The organism is Pandoraea capi, assembly GCF_902459735.1.
GTDB classification, from domain to species: domain Bacteria; phylum Pseudomonadota; class Gammaproteobacteria; order Burkholderiales; family Burkholderiaceae; genus Pandoraea; species Pandoraea capi.
Map to the genome: position 1 here is coordinate 638,708 of NZ_CABPRV010000001.1, position 24,653 is coordinate 663,360.

The 24,653-nt window shown below is 63.2% G+C and carries 20 protein-coding genes; 9 read left to right on the forward strand and 11 right to left on the reverse strand.

Features of this window, described 5'->3' with window-relative positions:
- Positions 1-113 precede the first annotated feature (113 nt).
- The gene (locus tag PCA20602_RS02845) at positions 114-1,724 is read right to left on the reverse strand and encodes a tetratricopeptide repeat protein (protein WP_174980725.1); all 1,611 of its coding nucleotides are present in this window, start codon (positions 1,722-1,724) and stop codon (positions 114-116) included.
- A gap of 598 nt (positions 1,725-2,322) precedes the next feature.
- Here PCA20602_RS02845 and PCA20602_RS02850 point away from each other — a divergent pair.
- Together PCA20602_RS02850 and PCA20602_RS02855 are read left to right on the forward strand one after the other, a co-directional pair.
- Entirely contained in the window at positions 2,323-4,062 is a 1,740-nt protein-coding gene (locus PCA20602_RS02850; RefSeq protein WP_150719860.1) for an ABC transporter permease, read from the forward strand.
- 10 nt (positions 4,063-4,072) lie between these two features.
- Positions 4,073-5,398 (forward strand): ABC transporter ATP-binding protein, encoded by a 1,326-nt coding sequence (locus PCA20602_RS02855; RefSeq protein WP_069342485.1) that lies wholly within the window; start codon positions 4,073-4,075, stop codon positions 5,396-5,398.
- Between the two features lie 140 nt (positions 5,399-5,538).
- Here the strand turns inward: PCA20602_RS02855 and PCA20602_RS02860 are convergent, their stop codons facing one another.
- The gene (locus PCA20602_RS02860) at positions 5,539-6,438 is read right to left on the reverse strand and encodes a hypothetical protein (protein WP_150719861.1); all 900 of its coding nucleotides are present in this window, start codon (positions 6,436-6,438) and stop codon (positions 5,539-5,541) included.
- A 467-nt stretch (positions 6,439-6,905) separates the two neighbouring features.
- Between PCA20602_RS02860 and PCA20602_RS25510 the strand changes: the two genes are divergently transcribed.
- A complete protein-coding gene (locus PCA20602_RS25510) occupies positions 6,906-7,049 on the forward strand; it encodes a hypothetical protein (protein ID WP_170836233.1) in 144 nt (47 codons plus the stop codon).
- Between the two features lie 51 nt (positions 7,050-7,100).
- Here the strand turns inward: PCA20602_RS25510 and PCA20602_RS02865 are convergent, their stop codons facing one another.
- Positions 7,101-8,078 carry an NAD-dependent epimerase/dehydratase family protein gene (locus tag PCA20602_RS02865; protein ID WP_150719862.1) on the reverse strand — a complete coding sequence of 326 codons (978 nt, stop codon included), beginning with the start codon at positions 8,076-8,078 and terminating at the stop codon, positions 7,101-7,103.
- Between the two features lie 2 nt (positions 8,079-8,080).
- On the reverse strand, positions 8,081-9,298 hold the full coding sequence (kbl, locus tag PCA20602_RS02870; protein WP_069342481.1) for a glycine C-acetyltransferase: 1,218 nt from the start codon (positions 9,296-9,298) through the stop codon (positions 8,081-8,083).
- 249 nt (positions 9,299-9,547) lie between these two features.
- Here kbl and PCA20602_RS02875 point away from each other — a divergent pair, with 249 nt between their 5' ends.
- Positions 9,548-10,138, forward strand: a complete 591-nt coding sequence (locus PCA20602_RS02875) for a helix-turn-helix domain-containing protein (protein WP_174980727.1) — start codon at positions 9,548-9,550, stop codon at positions 10,136-10,138.
- 326 nt (positions 10,139-10,464) lie between these two features.
- Positions 10,465-12,075 (forward strand): methyl-accepting chemotaxis protein, encoded by a 1,611-nt coding sequence (locus tag PCA20602_RS02880; protein ID WP_150719863.1) that lies wholly within the window; start codon positions 10,465-10,467, stop codon positions 12,073-12,075.
- Positions 12,076-12,143: 68 nt separating this feature from the next.
- Here PCA20602_RS02880 and PCA20602_RS02885 read toward each other — a convergent pair whose 3' ends face one another.
- Entirely contained in the window at positions 12,144-12,788 is a 645-nt protein-coding gene (locus tag PCA20602_RS02885) for a TetR/AcrR family transcriptional regulator (protein WP_150719864.1), read from the reverse strand.
- Between the two features lie 259 nt (positions 12,789-13,047).
- Between PCA20602_RS02885 and PCA20602_RS02890 the strand changes: the two genes are divergently transcribed.
- The 3 genes from PCA20602_RS02890 to PCA20602_RS02900 all read left to right on the forward strand — a co-directional run bounded on the left by PCA20602_RS02890 (position 13,048) and on the right by PCA20602_RS02900 (position 16,841).
- Positions 13,048-14,334, forward strand: coding sequence for an MFS transporter (locus PCA20602_RS02890; protein ID WP_150719865.1), 1,287 nt, complete (start codon positions 13,048-13,050; stop codon positions 14,332-14,334).
- A 234-nt stretch (positions 14,335-14,568) separates the two neighbouring features.
- Entirely contained in the window at positions 14,569-15,693 is a 1,125-nt protein-coding gene (locus PCA20602_RS02895; RefSeq protein ID WP_150719866.1) for an alkene reductase, read from the forward strand.
- Between the two features lie 587 nt (positions 15,694-16,280).
- Complete coding sequence (locus PCA20602_RS02900; RefSeq protein ID WP_150719867.1) at positions 16,281-16,841, forward strand: hypothetical protein; 561 nt, start codon at positions 16,281-16,283, stop codon at positions 16,839-16,841.
- Between the two features lie 51 nt (positions 16,842-16,892).
- Here the strand turns inward: PCA20602_RS02900 and PCA20602_RS02905 are convergent, their stop codons facing one another.
- The 5 genes from PCA20602_RS02905 to PCA20602_RS02925 form a co-directional block, all read right to left on the reverse strand.
- The gene (locus PCA20602_RS02905) at positions 16,893-18,131 is read right to left on the reverse strand and encodes a mechanosensitive ion channel family protein (RefSeq protein WP_150719868.1); all 1,239 of its coding nucleotides are present in this window, start codon (positions 18,129-18,131) and stop codon (positions 16,893-16,895) included.
- A 251-nt stretch (positions 18,132-18,382) separates the two neighbouring features.
- Positions 18,383-19,582: an osmoprotectant ABC transporter ATP-binding protein OsmV gene (locus PCA20602_RS02910; RefSeq protein ID WP_150719869.1), complete on the reverse strand. Its 1,200-nt coding sequence runs from the start codon at positions 19,580-19,582 to the stop codon at positions 18,383-18,385.
- A complete protein-coding gene (locus tag PCA20602_RS02915; RefSeq protein ID WP_069342473.1) occupies positions 19,579-20,226 on the reverse strand; it encodes an ABC transporter permease in 648 nt (215 codons plus the stop codon). Before PCA20602_RS02915 ends, PCA20602_RS02910 begins: the two co-directional genes overlap by 4 nt.
- Positions 20,227-20,271: 45 nt before the next feature.
- Positions 20,272-21,192, reverse strand: a complete 921-nt coding sequence (locus PCA20602_RS02920) for a glycine betaine ABC transporter substrate-binding protein (RefSeq protein ID WP_150719870.1) — start codon at positions 21,190-21,192, stop codon at positions 20,272-20,274.
- A gap of 21 nt (positions 21,193-21,213) precedes the next feature.
- Positions 21,214-21,948 (reverse strand): ABC transporter permease, encoded by a 735-nt coding sequence (locus PCA20602_RS02925; RefSeq protein ID WP_174980729.1) that lies wholly within the window; start codon positions 21,946-21,948, stop codon positions 21,214-21,216.
- A 916-nt stretch (positions 21,949-22,864) separates the two neighbouring features.
- Between PCA20602_RS02925 and PCA20602_RS02930 the strand changes: the two genes are divergently transcribed.
- Positions 22,865-24,232, forward strand: coding sequence for a GGDEF domain-containing protein (locus PCA20602_RS02930; RefSeq protein WP_174980738.1), 1,368 nt, complete (start codon positions 22,865-22,867; stop codon positions 24,230-24,232).
- Positions 24,233-24,235: 3 nt separating this feature from the next.
- Here PCA20602_RS02930 and PCA20602_RS02935 read toward each other — a convergent pair whose 3' ends face one another.
- Entirely contained in the window at positions 24,236-24,652 is a 417-nt protein-coding gene (locus PCA20602_RS02935; RefSeq protein WP_150719872.1) for a VOC family protein, read from the reverse strand.
- Position 24,653 lies beyond the last annotated feature (1 nt).

Genomic DNA, 24,653 nt, shown 5'->3' on the forward strand with positions numbered 1-24,653 from the left:
GCCGTACTGGCTGCATCGGCTGCACCGCACCGGAAACTGGACGACGCCGCTCAGGATCGAACTGCGTCGTCGTTTCCGGCCGATGTCGGCCTTGCGAGATTCCCTGACTTCCCTTACGGCGCGGCAACCACGTCGGACTCCCGCGAGGCAATCGCGGCGACGTCCTGACCGACCTGCGCCATCACCGCATCCCAATCGCCACGCGCCGGCTGGCGATAAAGCGAAACGGACGGATACCAGTCGCTGTCGCGCCGCGACAGTTGCCAGCGCCAGTCCGGCGTGAAACTCAACAGCACCCACACCGGCTTGCCCAGCGCGCCAGCCAGATGCGCCACCGCCGTATCGGCCGTGATCACCAGATCCATCTGGGCAATGACAGCCGCCGTCTCGGCGAAATCGCTGAGCTTCGCGCCGATGTCATGCACGTTGGCGTGTGCCTTGCGATAGCTCGCCAGCTCGGCGTGCTCCTCGTCCGTGGCGTCGACCTGCAACGAATACCACTGCGCATTCGTTGCGAACAGCGGCGCCCAGTGCTTGAGGGGAATATCGCGGCCCGGCGGGAACGGCCGCGTGCGCCACACGAAACCGATGCGCAATGCGCCTTCCGGCTTGTGACCGAGCATCGAACGCCAGATCATCTCGCGCCCGGCGCTCGCGCGCAGATAAGACGCGTGCGGGGAGGCATGCGCAGGCGAATGCGCTGCCACGTTGCCCCCCACCTTGAGCAGGTGCGGCAAGCTGAGCAGTGGCATCTGCCAGTCGAACGACGGCACCGGCATATGCTCGCCGAGCACCGTCACGCCGCGCGCGAAACCGCCCAGCAACGTCACGAGCGGCGCCTGCACCGACAGCACGACCGTCGCCCCCATCGCGACCAGACGCGGCACGAAACGCACGAACTGCAACGTATCGCCGAACCCCTGTTCGCTATAGACGAACACGGTCTTGCCGGCCAGCGGCGCCTTGCCGTCCCACAAACGGTCGTTGAAACGCCGTTGCTGAGCGCCATCCTGCCAGCGCCATTCGTAATCGTGCCAGCCGTGCTCGAACTCGCCCAGCAGGAGATTCGTCTGTGCGCGGTTGGTACGCGCGCCAGCATGATCGGGGGCGAGCTTCACGGCCTGATGCAGGCATTGCAGGGCGTCGTCGAACGCATGCTGCTCGCGCAGCGCCACGCCGAGATTGACCAGCGGATCGGGCTGCGCCGGCGCGATGGCATTGGCGAGCCGGTAGGCGGCGATTTCTTCGTCGAAGCGACCCAGCGCGCCCAGTGCCCGGCCACGGTTGAAGTGCGCTTGCCACAGGGCAGGCGCCTTGGCCGCCGTGCGCTCGAACCAGACGAGCGCACGGGCGTTGTCGCCCGCCTGCGCCCACGTCAGGCCGATGGTGTGCAGCGTGCCGATGACGTCCGGCGATTGCTGCACCGTGGCTTCGAACAGCGCCTCGGCCCGCATCGGGCGGCCGGCCTGGAGACTGGCCATGGCAGCGTCGAACGTGGCCTGCGCCCCGGGGCGCGGCACGAGCGCCAGCAGCCGATCGAAGGCGTCTGCCGCCGATTCGAAGGCGCTCATGCGCAGCGAGACATAGGCAAGCCCTTCGAGCGCGGGCAGAAATTCGGGGGATTGTTTCAGAACTTGACGTAACTCGGCGATCGCCTCGTCGAGCCGGCCGGCGGCACTCAGTTGTCGTGCACGCTCGCAACGCGCGTCTAATGGCGTCGTCATGCGGCGCATCCTTGCTTGTCTGGGAATTGGAGGGAGACGGACCGGCAAGCCATTCGAACGCCGGGGCGTGATCCCCCTCGGCAACAGGCGCCGTAGCCCGAGCAAGCGGTGCACACTACACGACCGCACGGCGCGAAGCAAGCCGCGGGAATTGGTCTGTGCAACGCTAATAAAGTTCACATCATCAACGTTCCATTTAGCGGTGTCCGGAACCGCGAATTTCCCCCTCGTTACCCGAGCGGGAAAGCGGCATTTTTTGAAGCGTTTTCCGAAAGCACGGGCACGAATCTCCCACATCTCCCACATCGCCCACATCGCCCGCCTCGTCCACCTCGGCCATAACGCCGATTCGGTATCGCTCGATGAAACCACTTCTTCCCGCAGTGCAGCATAAAAACCACAGTCGCCTGCCGGCGGCGAGGTTTGCCAATGTATGACACCGGCTTTAACATCTTTTTACGGGGCAATCTGGTAGCATCCGCTGCCGTCGCTGCACGTGCATCACGTCGCTGGTCGCTTGTCGTTGCCGTGCTGCCGCGCCGCACACCGACGTTTCAGTCCTGTTGTCCGTCCGAACCCTCATCCAACCGAGGTCTTGATGACGCGCGTAGCCCGTCCGTTCATCCCCGCCACCGCGCGACGTCTGCTGCCCAATCGCTGGGACTTCATTGCGTTTCCGATCATCATCGGTTTTCTGATGGTCAGCTCGATGGGCATTCGCCAGACCTGGGCCCCGCTGGCCGATCTGCATACCGAGGTCATCTCGCTGGATCCGGCCAACCTGCCCGAGTATGCGTTACGCACCACGCTGCGCATGCTGGCCGCGATGGTGGCGTCGCTGATCTTCACGCTGGTCTACGGCACGCTCGCCGCCAAGAGCCGTCGCGCCGAAAAGCTGCTGGTGCCGATGCTGGACATCCTCCAGTCGGTGCCGGTGCTGGGCTACATCTCGTTTACCGTCACGTTCTTCCTCGCCCTGTTCCCGGGTCGCGTGCTCGGCGCCGAATGCGCCGCCATCTTCGCGATCTTCACGAGTCAGGCGTGGAACATGACGTTCTCGTTCTACCAGTCGATGCGCACCCAGCCGCGCGATCTCTCCGAAGTCGCCGTGAACCTGCGCCTCTCGCCGTGGCAGCGGTTCTGGAAGCTCGACGTGCCCTACTCGATGCCGGGCCTCATCTGGAACATGATGATGAGCATGTCGGGCGGCTGGTTCTTCGTGGTGGCCTCCGAGGCGATCACCGTGGGCGACAAGACCGTGACGCTGCCGGGCATCGGCGCTTACCTCGCCACCGCCATCCTCCAGCGCGATCTGGGCGCCGTGGGCTGGGTGATTCTGGCGATGGTCGTCGTCATCGTCATTTACGACCAGTTCCTGTTCCGCCCGATGGTCGCGTGGTCGGACAAGTTCCGCCTGGAAGACACGGTCTCGCAGGCCGCGCCGGAGTCGTGGGTGCTCAACGTCATTCAGCGTACGCGCGCGATCCAGTTGCTGCTGCGTCCGCTGGGCAAGCTGCTGCGCACGATCGCGCGCATGCGCATGCCGGTCTCGCTGCCGGCCGCCATCCACTCCGAGTCGAATTCGCCGCTTTCGCGCGTAATCGACTGGCTGTGGGCCGCGCTGCTCGTGGTGCTGGGCGTGTCCGCCGCGTGGAAAATCTGCTCGTTCGTGCTGGCCGAAGTCGGTGGCCCCGAGATCCTGCGCGTGTTCGGCCTCGGTCTGATCACGCTGGTTCGCGTGATCGTGCTGATCGCCATTGCCTCGGTCATCTGGGTACCGCTGGGCGTGTTGATCGGGCTGCGGCCGAAGCTCGCCGAGCGTATCCAGCCGCTGGCGCAGTTCCTCGCCGCTTTCCCGGCCAACCTGCTGTTCCCGATCTTCGTGGTGCTGATCGTCCACTTCCGCCTCAACGCGGACATCTGGCTCTCGCCGCTGATCGTGCTGGGCACGCAGTGGTACATCCTGTTCAACGTGATTGCCGGGGCCACGGCCTTCCCGAACGATTTCAAGGAAGCCGCCACCAACTTCCGTATTCGCGGCTGGCAGTGGTGGCGTCAGGTCATGCTGCCGGGCATCTTCCCCTATTACGTGACGGGGGCGATCACGGCGTCCGGTGGCGCGTGGAACGCGTCCATCGTCTCGGAATACGTGCAATGGGGCGACGACAAGGTCGCGGCGCACGGGCTGGGCGCCTACATCGCGCAAATGACGGCCGCCGGCGACTATCCGCGCATTCTGCTCGGCATCGCGGTGATGGCGCTGTTCGTCGTACTGTTCAACCGTTTGCTGTGGCGCCCCATGTACGCCATCGCTGAAAACAAGCTTCGTCTGAATTGAAGGGACCGTGATGCCGAACGATACTTACGCTGGCCAACCGATCGCCGGAAAAGAGATCTTCTCGCTTGCCAACGTCAGCCGTGGCTTTCGCAAGGGCAGCGACGAGCGTCAGGTGCTCGACGGGGTGAACCTGCAACTGCATGAAGGCGAGATCGTCGGTCTGCTGGGCCGCTCGGGCTCGGGCAAGTCGACGTTGCTGCGCATCATCGCCGGGCTGATTCAGCCAAGCTCGGGCGACATCCGCTACATGGGCCAGCCGCTCGAAGGGCCGCCCGAAGGCGTGGCGATGGTGTTCCAGACGTTCGCGCTGTTCCCGTGGCTGACCGTGTTGCAGAACGTGGAAGCCGGGCTCGAAGCCCTCGGCGTCGAGCCGAAGGAGCGCCGCAAGCGCGCACTCGCCGCCATCGATCTGATCGGTCTGGACGGCTTCGAGAACGCCTATCCGCGCGAACTCTCGGGCGGCATGCGACAACGGGTGGGCTTCGCCCGCGCGCTCGTCGTGAACCCGACGTTGCTGCTCATGGACGAGCCGTTCTCCGCACTCGACGTGCTCACGGCCGAAACGCTGCGTACCGACCTGCTCGACTTGTGGAGCCAGCGTCAGTTGCCGATCAAGTCGATCCTGATCGTCACGCACAACATCGAGGAAGCGGTGTTCATGTGCGACCGGATTCTGGTGCTGTCGTCGAATCCGGGCCGCGTGGTCGCCGAAATCAAGGTGCCGTTCGCGCATCGCCGCAACCGTCTCGACCCGGCCTTCCGCAAGATGGTGGACGATATCTACGCGCTGATGACCTCGCGCCGCAACGCCCACACCACGCAGAAGATGCCGCTGGAACTCTCCAGTCCGCTGCATGAAGTGTCGACCAACCTGATGGCCGGTCTGCTCGAAGCGCTCGCCGTGCCGCCCTACAACGGCCGCGCCGACTTGCCGGACATCGCGCAAACGCTGCTGCTGGAGGTCGACGACCTCTTCCCGGTGGCCGAAATTCTCGACCAGTTGGGCTTCGCGGAACTCAAGGAAGGCGACATTCTGCTGACCGCTGCGGGCAAGCGCTTCGTGGACGTCAGCACGCAGGAGCGCAAGGTGCTGTTCGCCGAGCATCTGCTGCGTCACGTGCCGCTGGCCGCGAAGATCCGGGCCGTCTTGCAGGAGCGTCGCGGGCAACGCGCGCCGCGCGTGCGTTTCGAGCAGGAGCTGGAAGATTCGATGTCGGACGATCTCGCGCAGGAAACGCTCGACACCGCCATCAACTGGGGACGTTACGCCGAGATCTTCTCGTACAACGACCACACGGAGACGTTCAGTCTGGAAGACGTGGAAGGCGCGACCTGATGCGCGTCAGCACGAACGCATGAGCGTCGGCTGAAAGAGCAACGCCGCGCGAGCCATCCGGCCGCGCGGCGTTGTCGTTTGTGGATCGGTTGAGCGAGGGCGTCGCAGTCAGCTTCATCACGCCCCCCCCCCATGGAAGACTAGAAGGCGTATCCCGCGCCGATCATCCACGTCTGATTGATGGTCTTCGAGTCGGGCTCGTAGGCGCTCACGCCCGGGCCGACCTGCGTGGCCGCCGAACGGCCGTACTGGAAGCGCGACCATTCATAGGTCGCATTGATGTGGAAGTTGCGGGCGATCGCATAGTCGAGCCCGAAACCGGCCACGACGACCGGTTTGTTACCGAGGCTGAAGTTGTTCTGCGAGCCCGCCAGCGTCATCGATGCGCCGAGCATGGCACCGGCACGAATGTCGGCCGTCGCGACCAGCTTCGAGGTAAGTTCCATCTGCCCCATCAACCCGCCGCCGACCACGTGGTGACGATATCGCTCGTAGAAGCCATAGGGATCGCGGCTGCTGTCGCGAATCCAGTCGCGATAGCTGTAGCTGACATACGGAATCACCTGCGCATTCCACGTGCCGAGGTGGAACGGAATGGCTTTACCGGCCTTGAGCGTGACGTCTGTGGCCGTGGAGCGCGTCGACATCTGATAGTCGGGCTGGATCACGCGACCGGCGGTGTCCTGCAAATAGCCGCCGTAGTTCACGTTGCCATGCGCCACGCGCACCGAACCACTGAAATAGAGATTGGAGATGCCGAACAACTGGCGTTGCGTGGACGCGGTCAGGGCAAACGCCGCCGTAGTCCCGCTCTCGGAATCGCTCTTGCCCGGTCCGATCGTCTCCCAGTAGTTCAACTGCTGGGCACCGACACCGAGCCAGACCTGATTGTTGGCGCGCAGCATGGCTTCCTGCGCATAGGCCGTCGATAGCCCACACAGGCCGACGGTGGCGACGGTAGCGACAGCGAGTCGCGCGGTGCGCCCGAAGGCAGTTCCGCGATGGCCGCAAACGATGGTGCGGCGTGTATCGGGCGTCATGGCACGTCCCTCCCCAGGCGTGATCTCAACGACGACTTGGCAGCGACCATCGGCGTGGCCACCGTTTTCAGGCATTGTTTCAGTGCGTACGACGCCGCGCAAGCGGAGAAATGTGGATTCTTCGCATGCCTCGACGATTGAGATTTCAGCGCGGCGAGGCACCGAAACGGGGAACGCCCGCGCGCGGGCCGTGGCAACGGGCGAGCAAGGTGGGATGAGAGACGGCAGGTCGCTCTGGAAGTGCTCGTCGAAACGATTCGCCCATTGAGGGAGCGTGTCAAAAAGGCGACACCTATCGGTATAGATACTGATTAGCGGTCGTTTTTGTGCGGTCGCATAATCGATTCAGAACCTGCCGCAAACCGAAGCCGTTCGGGGATCTGCCGTGTGCCGGGGGGCGCATCGGCAGAAACGTCAGCAGGTTCTTTCCGCGGCGAAGACCGTGTACCAGATCCGGAAGGTGCAATATGAGCTACTACCATTCGAAAGAGGAAGGCCGCGCACGCGCCATCAGCCTCACGCCGGCTTACCGCTGGCGCCGTCGGGCATTCGCCGTCACGTGTGCGGTCGTGGCCGCGCTGGCTTACTACGCGGTGCACCACCCGAAGTAAGCGTCAGCGCAAGACTTCAGTCTCTGCGGTCCCCGCGGCCTCCCCAGTCTTTCAGGCCGCGTTTCCCAGCACCGGCGCATGCCAGTCCAGCGGTACGTTGGCGAGCATGTCGTCCACCATTGCGTCCAGATCGAACGCGGGCTTCCAGCCCCAGTCGTAGCGGGCATGGGTGTCGTCGAGCGTATGCGGCCACGTCTCGGCGATCGCCTGGCGGAAGTCCGGCGCGTACTTGACGGTGAAGCCCGGCACCCGCCGCGCAATCGCCTCGGCCAGCGTCTTCGGATCGAAACTCACACCTGCCACGTTGTACGAAGAACGCACACGCAGCTTCGCAGCGTCGGCATTCATCAGTTCGAGCGTGGCGCGCACGGCATCGGGCATGTGGATCATCGGCAGCGTGGCGTCGTCCTTCAGGAAGCACGTGTAGGTCTCGCCGCGGCGCGCTGCCTGGAAAATCTCGATCGCGTAGTCCGTGGTGCCGCCGCCGGGCGGCGTCTTGAAGCTGATCACGCCCGGATAGCGCAGGCTGCGCACGTCCACACCGAACTTCGTGAAGTAGTACTCGCACAGCCGCTCACCCGCCTGCTTGCTGATGCCGTACATCGTGGTGGGGTCCATGATGGCGAGCTGCGGTGTTTCGACGGCCGGGGTGTGCGGTCCGAACGCGGCAATCGACGACGGCCAGAACACGCGCAGCCCACGTCCCTTGCCTTGATGCTCGCGCGCCAGTTCGAGCACGTTGAGCAGGCCGTTCATGTTGAGCGTCCACGCTTGCAGCGGACGGGTCTCGCCCGTGGCCGAGAGCAGCGCCGCCAGATGGAAAATCTGCGTGATGCCGAAGCGCTCGACCAGCGCAGCCAGACGCGCCGCGTCGAGCACGTCCAGCGTCTCGTAATGCACCGCGTGACGCGACGGCCCCGGCGCGATGTCCGTGGCGACGACATTCTCGTTGCCGTATTGCGCCGCGAGCGCTTCGACGAGTTCGCTGCCGATCTGCCCGTTGGCGCCGATGATGAGAATTCGTTCCATGATCAACCTTGCTTGAGAATGCCGAGTTCGTTACCGGCCTGGGCAAACGCGGCCAGCGCACGGGTGAGATGTTCGCGGGTATGCGCCGCCGAGAGTTGCACGCGCACGCGCGCCTGACCTTGCGGGACCACGGGGTAAAAGAAGCCGGTGGCGATCACGCCCAGTTCGTAGAGCCGCTGCGCGAAGCGCTGGGCGAGCGTGGCGTCGAACAACATGACCGGCACGATCGGGTGCGTGCCCGGTTTGATCGTGAAGCCCAGCGCCGCCACTTCCTGACGGAAGAACGCGGTATTCGCATGGAGTTGCTCGCGTCGCGCCGACGAATGTTCGAGTTCGTCGAACACGGCGAGCGACGTGCCCACGATGGCCGGTGCCAGACTGTTCGAGAACAGATACGGACGCGAGCGCTGACGCAGCGTTTCGATCACTTCGCGACGCCCGGCCGTGAAACCGCCCATCGCCCCGCCCAGCGCCTTGCCCAGCGTGCCGGTGATGATGTCGATCTTGCCGAGCACGCCGTGATGTTCGTGGGTGCCGCGCCCCGTCGGGCCCATGAAACCCGACGCATGACATTCGTCGATCATGATCAACGCGCCGTATTGTTCGGCGAGCGCCACGATGCGGTCGAGCTGAGCGATCGTGCCGTCCATCGAAAACACGCCGTCGGTCACGATGATGCGATGACGCGCCCCGGCCGCCGCCTGCAACTGGCGCTCGAGGTCTTCCATGTCGTTGTGGGCGTAGCGCAGACGTTGCGCCTTGCACAGCCGTACGCCGTCGATGATCGAGGCGTGGTTCAGGGCGTCGGAAATGATCGCGTCCTGCTCGTCGAACAGCGGTTCGAACACGCCGCCGTTGGCATCGAACGCGGCGGCGTACAGGATGGCGTCTTCCGTGCCGAGAAACGCCGCGATGCGGGCTTCGAGTTCCTTGTGCGGGCCTTGTGTGCCGCAAATGAAACGCACCGACGACAGACCGAAGCCGAAGTCTTCCAACGCCTTCTGCCCCGCCTTGACGAGCGATTCGCTGCCGGACAGGCCGAGGTAGTTGTTGGCGCACAGGTTGATACGCGTTTGTCCGTCGTCGCACATGACCTCCGGTCCCTGCCGCGACATGAGCACGCGTTCCTGCTTGAAAAGGCCCTGACGGCGCGTGTCTTCAAGTCGTTCGGTCAGTTGACGGTAGAAGCCCTCGCGGGCCTCCGGGGTATGTGCGGTCATCGGGCGCATCTCCTCATTTATGCCATTCATACGTCGAGCGGCACCATCGTGAGGCGCCGCCCGGGAATGCCGCCGGCGCTTTCGGGCGTCGGCCGGCTTCGATATCGTGGAAATCGTGCGGTATGGGCCGGAACCCCGCATGCCTGCGGGCACGCTCTGCTACCATCACGACATACAGCTTATCGGAAACTATACTTTATATTGAACTAGTTTCAATATATTGAAAAATTCTAATATCCCGGAATTCATATGGCAAGTACTCCCGCAACTTCCGCAGTGACGCCCGTCGCGCCGCCGCCGGTCGGCGACATGATTCAGCAGTTGCGCAAGGAGCGCGGCATGACGCTGGAGACGCTCTCGCGCGCGTCCGGCGTCTCGAAGTCGATGCTCTCGCAGATCGAACGCGACAAGGCCAACCCGACCATCGCCGTGGCGTGGCGGCTCGCCAACGCACTGGGCGTGCGCCTCGACCAGTTGTTGGGCGCCCCGGCGGGCGATCCCGAGCCGGTGCGGGTCTTCGGCAAGCACGAAACCCCTACGCTGGCCGGTGCCGAGCAGGCTTATCAGCTGAAAATCCTCGGACCGATGGAGCTGGCCGGAAAGTTCGAGTGGTACGAACTGACGCTGCAACCGGGGGCCGCCCTCGTCTCCGAGCCGCACGATCCGGGCACCCGCGAGCACTTCACCGTGTTCGACGGTCAGGTCGACGTCGAAGTCGATCACATCGCGCGGCGCGCCAAATCGGGTGAGACGGCCCGCTATCCGGCGGACCGCGCCCACGCCATCCGCAACCCCGGCAAGTCGGTCGCACGCGGGCTGATGGTCGTGATCCACGGGTAACACGCTCGCTGGCGCCCGATGGCGCCCGATGGCGCCCGGTGAAGCGCCGTCGTCGGGCGCTTGTTCACTCGTTCGTCCGCTTGCCTGTTTGCTCACTCGCCACGCCCGCGATATCCCGCCAAAGCCCGGCCGGACCGCGCCAAAGCTCAAGTCCCTCTCCAAACTGCCGTTACCACACGTTCGGTCCGTGCCTTCACCGAAGGCACGGACAGCCGGTCCATAGCCGGTCCATAGCCGATCAATAACCGGACCGCCCGGACGTACTACCACGTCACGCGCGGCCGCCAGCGCAACACCAGCGCGGAATCAGTGGGGATGACGAAGGAATGCAGCGTTTGAGTCTGAAAGCGAAATTGTGGTCGGCGGTCGCACTGATGTGGGTGAGCCTGCTGGCGATGGCGATCTGGGGCGCCTGGGCCCAGCGCGACACCATGCTGGCCGAGCGACGCGTGGGTCTGACCCACGTCGTCGAATCGGGACTGAGTCTGGCCAGGCACTACGCGGCACGCGCCGAACGAGGCGAAATCAGCTTAGCCGACGCCCAGAAGCTCGCTCGCGAGCAGATCGGCGCGATCCGATACGACGGCGACAACTATTTCGGTATCTTGAACTCGCAGCGCGTCATCGTGCTGAACTCGGTCAATCCGAAGCTCGAAGGCAAAGACATGAGCCAGTTCCGCGACCCGTCGGGCAAGCTCATGTTTTCGGACATCGTGGCCGCGGCACGCACCAACGATCCGTTTGTCACGTATCTCTGGCCGAAGCCCGGTTCGGACAAGCCCGTCGAAAAGATCAGTCGCGTGGGCGTGTTCTCGCCGTGGGACTGGTATCTGACGACGGGGGTCTACGTCGACGACATCAACGCCGCATTCCTCGGCGCGCTGCTGCGCTGGGGCGCAATGCTGGCAGTGGTCGGCCTCGCGGTGTCGGGCGTCATGCTGCTCATCATTCGCAACGTCCAGCAAAGTCTGGGGGGCGAGCCCGAATACGCGGCCGACATTGCAACGCGCATTGCGGACGGCGATCTGCTCACGCAAGTGCGTCTTCGCCAGGGCGACAGCACCAGCCTGCTTTGCGCGATGCAACGCATGCAGGGCAACCTCCAGCAAATGATCGGACGCATTCGCAGCGGCACGGGCGCCATCACACTGGCCTCGCGCGAGATCGCCGAGGGCAACACCGATCTGTCGGCGCGCACCGAACAGCAGGCAGCGGCGCTGGAAGAGACGGCGTCGTCGATGGAACAACTGACGTCGACGGTCCGCCAGAACGCGGACAACGCCCGTCAGGCCAGCCAACTGGCCGAGAACGCCTCGGCCATTGCGGTGCGCGGCGGGCAAGTGGTGGATCAGGTCGTCGAGACGATGGAAGGCATCTCGCAAAGCTCGGGCAAGGTGGTCGACATCATCGCCGTGATCGACGGCATTGCATTCCAGACCAACATTCTTGCGCTCAACGCCGCCGTGGAAGCCGCGCGGGCCGGCGAGCAGGGACGCGGCTTCGCAGTCGTCGCCGGTGAGGTCCGCACGCTGGCGCAACGCAGCGCGGCGGCGGCCAAGGAGATCAAGGAACTGATCGAATCGTCGAACGGCCGGGTGCAGGACGGTTCGGTGCTCGTCGCACAAGCCGGTCAGACGATGCACGACGTGGTGCAGGCGGTGCGACGCGTGACCGACATCATGGGCGAGATTTCGGCGGCATCGAGCGAGCAGAGTCACGGCATCGAGCAAGTCGGCCGGGCCGTGACGCAGATGGATGAAGTCACACAGCAGAACGCTGCGCTCGTGGAGCAAGCTGCCGCCGCCGCGGCGTCGATGGAAGATCAGGCACGCTTGCTCGATCAGGCGGTGGCGGCGTTCCGGATGAATGGGACGACGGCCGAGACGCCGGTTACGCGCGGGACGGCTGCCGTCGCACTCCAGCGACTGGCGGCCTGACGGCGGAGGCCAACGCAAGCCGCCGACTCCCGCTTCCGATTCGAGCTGCCGAGCCTGAGCGGAAATCTTCAAGCCGCTGCTGTCAGTTCGCCCGCGAGGCCCGCTTCGATGATCTGACGCGCGACCGTCGGCAGGATGCGTAGCGGCGGCGTGCCGGGCCCGAAGGTCTGGCTCGCCGCGTAGGCGCCTTCCAGAATCAGGCACAGTGCGTCGACCAGCGGCGCGGGCTCCGCCAACCCCGCCGCTGTGACGAGCGCGGTAAAGCGCTTCACCACTTCCGCCTTGTAGTTCACCACCGAGATCCGCGCGGCGTGCGTCGGGTCCGGAAATTCCGCCGCGACGTTCACGAACGGGCACCCGCGATAGCCGGGCTTGCTGGCCCGCTCGGCCAGATCCACGAAGATTTGCAGCATCTGCGCACGCGGTTCGCCCGGACGTTTGGCGATGCTCTCGTCGATGCGCCCCAGGCTCGCCGTCTGCATGCAATCGAGGTACGCCAGAATCAGTTCGTCTTTCGACGCATACTGGCGATACAGGCTCATCTTGTTGACGCCGGCGCGCTTGACGACCGCATCCACACCCACCGCACGCACGCCTTCCGAATGAAACAACTCGACGGCAGCATCGAGCAGATGCTGTTGAGCGATCGGCGCGGGCGTGACGTGTCGCGCCGGCTTACCCGCACGCGTGGCGGACGTTGTCGCTTTGGCCATTTCCGGCCCTCCCTGAAACTGAATCTGGACGGTGATCGTGCCCTCGCTTCATCGAAGCGCTGTGTCCGGTGCGCACACCGGCGTCACGGGCAAAGCCCTGCCGCCACAAAGGAATACTTGACATGTTACCGATCGGTTCATAACATGGCAACCTCATGTTACCGAGCAGTCACAAGCTATCGATCCCGGTAGACTGCGCGGTTCTCGCAAACGTTCCCGGTTCGGCAAAGAAAACCGAATCCCAGCAAGGATTTCCGCCATGAAGGCTGCACTTGCCAAGCGCATCGACGGACGCTTCCACTACGGGTGGATCGTCGTCGGCGTCATTTTCCTGGTCCTGCTCGCCTCGGCGGGCATTCGCGCGACACCGAGCGTGATGATGGTGCCGCTCGAACACGACTTCGGCTGGAGCCGCGCGACGATCTCGCTGGCGATCTCCGTCAATCTGGCGCTGTACGGCCTGACCGGCCCGTTCGCGGCGGCCGCCATGCAGCGCTTCGGCATTCGTCCGACCGTGATGGTGGCGCTGTTGCTGCTGGCCTCCGGCACCGCCCTGTCGTCGCTCATGACCGCGCCCTGGCAGATGGTCCTGATCTGGGGCGTGATGGTCGGTGGCGGCACGGGCGTGGCCGCCGTGACGCTCGCGGCCACGGTGTCGAACCGCTGGTTCCACACGCATCGCGGCCTGGCGATGGGGATTCTCACCGCCAGCTCGGCAACGGGCCAGATGGTGTTCCTGCCGCTCATGGCAGCGATCACGGAAAACTACGGCTGGCGGCCGGTGGTGCTGATCGTGGCGGTCGTCGCGGCGATCGTGCTGCCGCTCGTGGCATTGCTGGTGCCGGAGCGGCCGGGTTCGGTCGGCCTGCGTCCCGTCGGCGCGCCCGAAGACGCCCCCGATGTCCAGCTCACGCAAGGCAATCCGCTCACCGCAGCGCTGTCGGCCTTGCGCATGGCCGCCGGCAAGCGCGACTTCTGGCTGCTGTTCTTCAGCTTCTTCATCTGCGGCGCGAGCACCAACGGCTACATCGGCACGCACTTCATCGCAATGTGCGGCGATTACGGTCTCTCCGAAGTCAAGGGTGCAGGCATTCTGGCGGCGATGGGCATTCTCGATCTCGTGGGCACCACGGCGTCGGGCTGGTTGTCCGACCGCTACAACAGCCGTGTGCTGCTGTTCTGGTACTACGGCCTGCGCGGGCTGTCGCTCCTCTATCTGCCGTATGCCTTCGGCCTCGATTTCTTCGGCCTTCCGCTCTTCGCGCTGTTCTACGGGCTCGACTGGATTGCGACGGTACCGCCGACGGTGCGCCTGACGACGGACGTGTTCGGCAAGACGATGGCCCTGATCGTGTTCGGCTGGATCGTGGCAGGTCACCAGCTTGGCGCGGCAACGGCGGCGCTTGTGGCCGGTTCGCTGCGTGCAACGCTCGGCAATTACACGATGGCCTCGATGCTCTCGGGCGGTGTGTGCATCATCGGCGCGATCATGGTGCTGCGCATTGCGCCGCACGCGCCGAAGCGTCCGATGGCCGCAAACGCCTGAAACCACGGATTTCGACCAGCTTCCAGGCGAATTCGGCCATAAATTCAGTTTCCGCTACGCTTCACGATGACTCGTCGCGACGCCCTGTTCCGGTGCAGGGTGTCCGGCGAGTTTTCGTTTCCGGCGTCGATGGCCGGAAGGACGTGGCGGTGCTCAGCAAAGCCAGGAGAATTGCCGTAACCTGTGCAAGTTTTGTGCAGCACAGCAACCCCCACTTTCACAGGACCTTCAGCAATGACGGACTCGCAACATCCCCAACTCGCCACGCTCGATACCGACCTGTTTTCGTCGTACGCGCTTGGCCCGCTCGAACTGAGCAACCGCATCGTCATGGCACCGCTGACCCGCAGCCGCGCGGGCAAGGGCGACGTGCCGGGCCCGATGGTCGCCGAGTACTACGCGCAACGTGCATCGGCCGGGCTCATCATCAGTGAAGCCACCAACATCTCGCAGCAAGGCAAAGGCTACGCATTCACGCCCGGCATCTATACCGACGAACAGGTCGCCGGCTGGAAGCAGGTTACGGACGCGCTCCACGCCAAGGGCGGCAAGATTTTCTGCCAGTTGTGGCACGTAGGCCGTATCTCTCATCCGTCGCTGCAACCCGGCGGTGCGCTGCCGGTCGCGCCTTCGGCGATCCAGCCTGCGGGTCAGGCGTTCACGGAACACGGCTTCGAGCCGCATCCGGTGCCTCGCGCGCTGGAAACGTCCGAGATTCCGGGCATCATCGACCAGTATCGTCACGCCGCCGAATGCGCGAAGCGTGCCGGTTTCGACGGCGTGGAAATCCATGCCGCGAACGGCTACCTGCTCGACCAGTTCATGCGCGACAAGACCAACCACCGTACGGACCAGTACGGCGGCAGCATCGAGAATCGCGTGCGTCTGGTACTTGAAGTGACGCAAGCCGTCGTCGATGTCTGGGGCGCCGATCGCGTAGGCATTCGTTTGTCGCCGATCAGCCCGGCCAACGATTGCGGCGACAGCAATCCGGAACCGGTGTTCACTTATGCCGTCGAGCAACTGAACCGCTTCGGCCTCGTATACCTGCACGTGGTCGAAGGCGCGACGGGCGGCCCGCGTGAAGTGGAAGGCGGCTTCGATCTTCAGAAGCTGCGCAAGATCTTCAAGGGCACGTTCATGGCCAACAACGGCTATGACCTCGCACTGGCGCTGAAGGCACGTAAGGAAAACCTCGCGGACCTGATTGCGTTCGGCAAGCCGTTCATCGCGAATCCGGACCTCGTGGAGCGCCTCAAGCGCGGCGGCCCGTTCAACGAACTGGACCGCGACACGCTGTACGGCGGCGATGCCCGCGGCTACGTCGACTACCCGACGCTGGACGAGTCGGCGGCGTAACGTCGCTACGGTACGACGCCTCTGATGTGTCAGGGGCGTCAGACACGGAAAATGTCATCGAATTGATGCGTCTTGCGATGACGTAATCCTCGGAAGGGCTCCTGCTGGAGCCCTTCCTTATATGCGTCGGCAACCCATCAATCTTCCGCGTCGCAAAGCCCCTCTGAGAACACTTCGCTCAATCGTGTCATGGCGTATCTCAACGCCTGGCGATCCAACTCACCTGAACGTCGGACCAATCTCCTGCGATCAATCGATCTGACCTGACCTGACTGAGTCGCATGGCCGCAGGACCGAGAGACGTGCCCCAAACTTCACCCCGCCCTCCCTCTCCCGTGGATTCCGAGACATGTTCGCAGCGCGACACATCGAAGTAAACAGAACCGAAAGCATTCCGGAATTTTCCTGAAGCAGTCGGGCGACATTTGCGAATCACAGAAGAACTCGACGCATGGGGCAACACCTCACCGACGTCACACGAGAAATCCCATCTGCGGTCGAAAACCGGAACGCAGCAGCACGTTACGCAAAGTCCGCCGTTCGATAAGTTTCATATTGGAATCTCCTTCAACCAATGGAGATAAATCATGGATATCGATCGCGCTCACACAGCCAACGCAAGATCTTTGACTCCGACGAGTCACGAAACCTCACCGGCCGAGACGGGCGAATGGGCAGGATCGTTCGAGAGTGCTCATCATTTGCCGCCGGACAACATCACCACCCCACATGCCGTCACAACGCGAGCCTTAACATTACGAACGGCACACGCCCCCGTCACGGATTTCCCGTCTCTCATGCGCGCGATCCCGGAAGAAACGCGCAATGGGATGCGAACGGCGCTCGCGTCGGTTTGCGCCCGTCACATTGAATACGAGAACGTGACATCGGAAGAACCTGTGCTTCAGATGTACTGGAAGGAATTTACAGACGCAGTCCGGCGCTGCGAGGCCTATTGGGCGACGGTGCAGAAGGAATACTTCCCTCAGTGGGCAATGTTCTTTGTCATCTGCGGTTTCGCAAACACTTATCTGGGCTCCAATCACAAGCAAACGATGGCCCGCATTTACGAGAAAGGGGGCGGGTATGCATTCAGCGAAGCCGCATACGATGGGGAACGCATCGCTGGCTGGTCGACGCAGAAATGATGCGTCGTCGACCTCGCTAACGGCTTGCGCCCGAACGTCGGTCTGACACGTTCACGCCGCAACCTTGCCCTGCCACCTCACCAGATCCGCCCCTGCCGGGTTCTGATACATGCGCAATCCGAACTCCGGCAGGATGGCCAGCAGGTGATCGAAGACGTCACCCTGCACGCGCTCGTATTCCGCCCAGACGGTCGTGTTCGTGAAGCAATAAAGCTCCACGGGAATGCCGGTCGCCGTCGGTTGCAGCGAACGCACCATGCATGTCATGCCTTCGTGAATGTTCGGATGAGCTTTCAGATAAGCCAGCGCATACGCGCGGAAGGTGCCGATGTTCGTCAGGCGCCGCGTATTCGCCGGCACGCCCGCCGCATGTCCCAATGCGGCATTGGCGTCGGCCAGAGAACGCTGCTTCTCGGACAGATAATCCCCAAGCAAATGCAGCTTCGACAGACGGGCAATCTCCGCCTCGTCGAGAAAACCGACGCTCCCCGCGTCAATGCACAGCGTGCGCTTGATGCGACGTCCGCCCGACTGCTGCATGCCGCGCCAGTTGCGGAAACTCTCGGAGATCAGACGCCACGTCGGGATCGTCGTGATCGTCTTGTCCCAGTTCTGAACCTTCACGGTATGCAACGCGATGTCCACCACGTCGCCATCGGCGCCGACCTGCGGCATCTCGATCCAGTCGCCCACGCGCAGCATGTCGTTCGACGTCAGCTGCACGCTCGCGACGAACGACATGATCGTGTCCTTGAACACCAGCAACAGGACTGCCGACATCGCCCCCAGTCCGGAGAGCAGCAGCCACGGCGAGCGGTCGATGATGGTGGCGACGATGGCGATGGCCGCGACCACGTAAAGCGCGATTTTTCCTAGCTGGACGTAGCCCTTGATCGACCGCGTGCGCGCATGTTCAGACATCGCGTAGACGGTCTGCGCCGCATCCAGAATGCCCGCGAGGGCAAGCGTGGCATAAAGCAGTGTCGTGGCGAGTGCGACATTGCTCACGACGAGCAACACCTTCGCCGGCAGGTCCGGCACCAGTTCGATGCCGAACTGCACCACCAGATACGGCAGAATGCGCGCGGCCCGATGAAAGACCCGATGGGCGAGCAACGCATCGTCCCAGCGATTGGCCGTGCGCTGCACCACGATGCGCACCACCCGGACAACCACGAACTGCGCCAGGGCCTGCACCAGCAACGCTGCTGCCACCAAGATCGCCAACGCTACCGCCATTCGCGCCCAGGGCGTGTTATCGAACCACGCCGTCACCACTTCCCACGTCATCCCGCCACTCCTTGATTCACTTGTGCCCTGCCGACGCCACCGCAGGATCATCCGCATCCAGCGTCGCCAAATCTCGACCATAAACGCAAAAATGACGACCACGATGGGCCGTCATCTTCTGATGCGCCGACCGGACGTCGTTCCCATCCGGCCATTGAAACTCACACGACATCACGCATTGTCAGGGATGCTCACCCGCCCTCACGCCCTGAACGCATCGATGCCGACCGCGCGGGTGCCACGAGTGCTGGTCACACCGGCGCCCCGAACGGCACGCTCGCCACAACGCTCGGCGTGCCCGGCAGCGACGGCGCGATGATCGTACCGCCGCCATTGCCACGCGACTTGCCCGAACTCAGGTAGTCGGCGATGGAATCCTGCGTGACCTCGCCGAGGTACTGATTGTCGTCCCCCAGCACAGGCAACGACGCCAGATTGTGCTCGTACATGCGCGAGAGCAGCACCCGCAGGTTGTCGCCGGCGACGGCCGACGCCTTGAAGTCTCGCACCCGCTCGCCGCAGGTCCCTTGCGCGTGACGCGTGTCGCGACGTGCAATGTACCCCAACGCGCGCGCGCTTTCGTCGACGACGACCAGCGAACGCGTATCGAGCTCGTCCATCATGCCGTAGGCTTCTGCAAGCGACGTCTGCGGTTTGACGGTCGGTTGCGGGGTCGCCGCATCTTCCGCGCGCACCAGCAGCAGACGCTTGAGAATTCGGTCATGTCCCACGAAGCTCGCGACGAATTCGTCGACCGGGCGAGCCAGCAAGGCGTCCGGCTGTGCGTACTGCACCAGACTGCCCTGACGGAAGATCGCGATGCGGTCCGCCAGCTTGATCGCCTCATCAATATCGTGGCTGACCATGATGACGGTCTTGCCCAACTGACGCTGCATTTGCAGGAATTCGTTCTGGATCGATTCGCGGTTGATCGGATCGACGGCACCGAACGGTTCGTCCATCAGCAGCACGGGCGGATCGGCCGCCAATGCACGAATCACGCCGATACGTTGTTGCTGACCGCCGGAGAGCTCACGCGGATAACGCGACAGATAGCGCTTCGGGTCGAGTGCCACCATGCCCATGAGCTCGGTCGCGCGCTCGCGGCAACGCTTCTTGTCCCAGCCCAACAGGCGCGGCACCACCGTGATGTTTTCCTCGATGGTCATGTTCGGGAACAGACCGATCTGCTGGATCACATAGCCGATGTGGCGGCGCAGTTCGATTTCATTGATCTTTCCGGTGTCTTCACCGTTGAGCAGAATGTGCCCGGACGTCGGCTTGATCAGCCGGTTGATCATCTTGAGCGTGGTCGTCTTGCCGCAGCCCGACGGGCCGAGGAAGACGCAGATTTCGCCCGGCGGCACTTCAAGGCTGACCGAGTTCACGGCGGTCACGCGGGTGCCGTCCTTCTGGACGAAGCTTTTGGTGAGATTATCGAGTTTGATCATACGGTTCGGATTCCTTTCGGTGTCAGCACGCGCTGAAGGCGGTGCAACAGGGTGTCGGCGACGATGGCGAGCAGACTCACCATGACCGCACCCACGACAAGCTGCCGGGTATCGCTCTGGCTGATCCCCTGGGTGATCAACACCCCCAGACCGCCGGCCCCGACGATGGCGCCAATGGCCATCACGCCAATATTCATCACGACAGCGGTGCGCACACCGCCCAGTACCACCGGCACGGCCAGCGGCAGTTCCACGAGGCGCAATCGCTGCCAGAACGTCATGCCGATGCCGATACCCGCTTCACGGATGCTCGGGTCGATCTGCTGCAACGCGAGGCTCGTGTTGCGCATGATCGGCAGCAGCGAGTACAGGAAGACGGCGGCCACGGCAGGCGCAGGGCCAATGCCCATGCCATAGACGGACAGGGCCGGGATCATCAGGCCGAACAGGGCAATCGACGGAATCGTGAGCACGACCGTCGCCAGACCCAGCACGGCGCCCGACAACCAGCGAAAACGCGTGACCAGCACGCCCAGCGGCACGCCGACCACGATGGCCGCCCCGACCGAGGCGGCCACCAGCCACGCATGCTGACCGGTAAGGGTCAGGATGCGATGCCAGTTATGCGTCAAAAATTCAATCATGGGACTCCTCAATCGGTAACAGGGTGCGACAGCGAACGCGCGCCGTCACTGCACCAGTCCTTCCTGCTTGAGGAAGTCGCTTGCCACGCGCGACACCGCGCGATGATCGATATCGACCTTCGCATTCATGTCACGCATGTTTTCATCGTTGATCTTCGCCGACAGCGCGTTGAGTTCGTCGGCGAGTTTTGGGTTGGCGTCGAGGATTTCCTTGCGAACGACAGGCGTCGCCGCATAGGCCGGGAAAAAGCCCTTGTCGTCGTCCAGCACCTTCAGATCGAAGCCCTTGTTGCGGCCGTCGCTCGTATAGACGAGACCGGCATCGATCTGTTCGTTGCGCAGCGCCGTGTAGACGAGGCCCGGATCCATCTGCTTGATGTTGCTGCGCTCGAGATGAAAGTCGTAGAGCTGCTCCATCGGGTCGAGACCGTCAGGACGACCGACGAACTCCATGTCGAACGCGAACTGCATCCGGGGATGCGTGCGGAATTTCTCGATGAGTTGCGACACCGTCTCGATGCCCTCTTCACGCGCGATCTTGCCCGGCATGGCGAACGCGTACGTGTTGTTCAACGCGGCGGGATTCAGCCAGACGAGACCGATCTTGCCGTCGAGTTCCTTCACGCGTTCATAGGTCTGCTGCGGATCGAGCTTCTCCGTGACCTTGTTGTAGACGATGAGCGAAGTGCCCGTGTACTCCCAGACGACATCGAGCTGATTGCTCTCCATGCCCTGACGCATCACCACGCTGCCCAGCCCGTTCTTGAGTTCGACGTCGTACCCTTTGCTGCGCAGGTACTGCGCCGTCATCTCGGAGAGGATCAGTTGTTCGGTGAAGTTCTTGCCGCCGATGGTGAGCGAGGCGGCCTGCGCTGAAACACTCGTCGCCATCATGCCCAGCGCGAGTGCCGTGGCACTCAGCAGGCGTGCGCAGGACGCAACGAAGCGAGGAAATGAAACTTGCATACGTGTGGATCTCCTGAAGTCTTAGCGCGCGGCGGCGCCGTGACGCGCGAACCAGAGGCCGCTCGCGACGGCGACGATGCCGTCGAGCACGAGCGCGAGCAGCGCCGTGCCACCGGCCCCGAGCAGCAGCTTGGTCGGATCGTTGAGATAGATGCCAGGGAAGATCAACTGCCCCAGACTGTCCGCGCCGATCAGAAACGCGAGCGGCGCCGTGCCGACGTTGATCGCGAGCGCAGTACGAACACCGCCGACGATGACCGGCATGGCGTTGGGCAGGTCGACGCGAAACAGCACCTGCGCCGGCGTCATGCCCATGCCGCGTGCCGACTCCCGCAGCGCGGGCGGCACCTGACGCAAGCCTTCGTAGGCGTTGCGCACGATGGGCAGCAGCGATGCGAGCCACAGCGCCAGAATGGCCGGGCGGTCGCCGATGCCGAGCACCGCCATCGACAGCGCCAGCACGGCGAGCGAGGGCAGCGTATTACCGATGTTGAACACTTGCACCGCGCGCTCGGCGTGCTTCTCGAACATCGGACGCGAGATCAGTACGCCCGCAGGCACGCCGACCAGAATGGCCAATGTCATCGAAACTGCCACCAGCTTGAGATGCTGTTGGGTGTAATACACCAGGTCGCCCCGGTATTTGACGAGCGAATCAACGCCCAGCCAATACACCAGACCGGTGACTGCGGCGGCGACACCGAGCAGTCCGAAGCCGGCCAGATAGAGAATGCGATACTGCTTCGCCACGTTCATGCTCCCTTTGAATGGGTTGGCAGCGCTGCGCGCGAGGCAATAGCAATAGCCATCGCCCCGCGTGACAACGCGGTCAATCAAGCATGACAACTGTTAGCTGCCTTGCGAATTGTGATGTGTTCGATCCGAAGGTCTGTGGAAGACGACGGTGACGAACAAGGCGTCGCGGAATGCGACATGAGAGACGAGCTTTCGACGCCGTGGGCGCCTGGGCCTCTCGGTGCACGCTTATTGAAAGCGCGCGAAAGTTTTACTGCACAAACTCATTGCGTGATGGTAAGGACGCCGGCGCAACGAGGAACACCGGCAACGCTTTTGTTTCTATGGGCCAACCGCAGCGATTGGCTTTTTTTATTCTAGTACAGATAGTGCGTCGATGCCAACCCGTAGCACGTTTTTAGTGAAGAATCCGGTGTATTTACACGTAATTACACGCAACATTCTTCATATCAATAGGATGACTAATTAATTGCGCACGTCGAAATCCCCCGTCATCACTGGCGTTGCAGCCGTCAGTGATGACGCATCGGCCGATCGCACCGGGATGTCCCGAAAACTTGCATTTCGTTGTTCGCCCTGCGGATCGGTGTGCCGCATCGATTTATTTTCCGGGACGACGTACGTGCGTTTTTCCCGCCCCAAACCGGTGCAAATCCGGTGCGTCAGCGGGCCGGAATCCGCATGTTTTCTAGCGTCGAAAAGGAAATTAGAGTCCTTCTCCGGAAACGGATGCCAACCCGGAAAAACTCGTGTATTCTCGGAGGTTTATCTTAGTTTTCAATCATTTAGCGAAAAATCGGGGAAACGCGAGCGTAACGCGAGGCCATGACCTTGCGGCGATCTGCGGGCGCGATGATTGAACGGTATGAAAGCGATCGTGCGCGGGCGCGAGGTCGTTGAATGGCGAATAACAACTATGAAAAGTACCATCAGCCGTACCGAACAGGGCAATCGCGTTGCCGCGACCACCATTTTGGCCGCGTGCGCCGCGCTCACGCTCGCAGGATTCCTTGCACGCGCCTTCGAAGGCGCAGTGAATCCGTTGCTCACCTTCTTTCTCGTCTCCGCAGGCGGCATTCTCAATCTATCGACGGCGTGCCTGCTCGGCGTTCAGTATCTCTACAACGGTAAGCGTTACTTCGCGCAGTTCGGCTGTGCGTTTTTGCTACGCGGACTCTTCATGTTCACCGAAGGGGTCCTGCTCGCGAATCAGCTCGCCGGCATCTCGACGCACATCACGCGCGCACCCTTCTGGCTATGGCTGGTGGCAGAAGCAAGCTTCGCGGCGTACGTGATGCTGAGCGTGCGTAGCTATTCGCGCACGCGCATGGACCCGCACACACGTCCCGGCTACTCGGAAGCCGCACGCTATGGCGCTACCGTGCTCATCATCTGGGTGACGGTGTCGCTCACGCTCGTCGGCGCAGGACGCACGCTCGTTACACCGCACCTGGCGGGGGGCATCGACATCGAGGCGCTTGCGCTGGGTGCGCTGTTCGTCGCATACGTCGCGCTGTGGTGGCGCATTGCAGCGGTCACGCGCTTGTCTCACAAGCTGTTCCTGCTCGTATGGGTTGTCGTCACGATCTCGCTGTGTCAGTTGCTGCTCTCGCTCACCGCGCCGAGCGAGGCGTCATATCAGTGGTATGCGGCGCGGCTGCTTGCGCTGGCGTCGCCCGGTGTCGCGACGCTCGCACTCGTCTGGGAAATTACGCGGCAGTACCAGTCGCTCGCGCTTACCAACACCGATCTGGTCGAGAAGGTATTCATCGATCCGCTCACGCACATCTATAACCGCCGCTACTTCGACAACCGCATCCGCCTCGTGGCCGAGCGCGTGCAGCAGCGTGCGATTCCGCTGTCGGTACTGCTCATCGACATCGACTATTTCAAGCGGGTGAACGACCGCTACGGTCATCCGTTCGGCGACGCCGTGCTCCAGCGCATTGCCACCACGATCCAGCATTGCATCCGGTTGCCGAGCGACTTTGCGGTGCGTCTCGGTGGCGAGGAGTTCGCCGTCGTGCTGCCGGAAATCGATCAGCACGCGGCATTGCGCGTGGCCGACCGGATTCGCGAATCGGTCAAACGCGCGAGCTCCGATCTTCTGCCGCAAACGGCACGCGACGAAGGCGAAGCGATCACGATCAGTGTGGGAATTGCGTCATGGCAGCCGGGCGAGCCGCTCGTCATCAGCGCCATGCTCGACCGTGCAGACAAGGCGCTGTATCAGGCGAAGCACAAGGGTCGCGATCAGAGCGTGCTGGGGCAGATGGCAGCGTAAGGTTCAGCGTGATGAAGACGGCGGCCCTTTCAGCTCGACGGTATTGCCGTCAGGGTCATTGAGATAGCACGACGGTCCTTCGCCGTGCGCGCCGTAGCGCTGCACCGCCTCGCCCAACGTCACGCCGTGAGATGCCAGCCCCTTGCGCATCGCGTCGTCGTCGAACGGTTCGACCCGCAAGCAGAAGTGATCGAGATTTCGGCCTTCGGGACCGGGGGCCGCACCGCCCTGACGACCGATGGTTCCTTCCACATCCACCAGATCGATCAGCGAATCGCCCGCCCGCAGTTGCACCAGCCCGAGATCGGCCTGCACCTTCTCCAGCGTGCAGCCGAGCACGTCGATGTAGAAATGCTGGAGCCGGGCGACGTCGGCCGTGCGCAGCACCACGTGATCGAGGGCGACGAACGGTATCTTCATC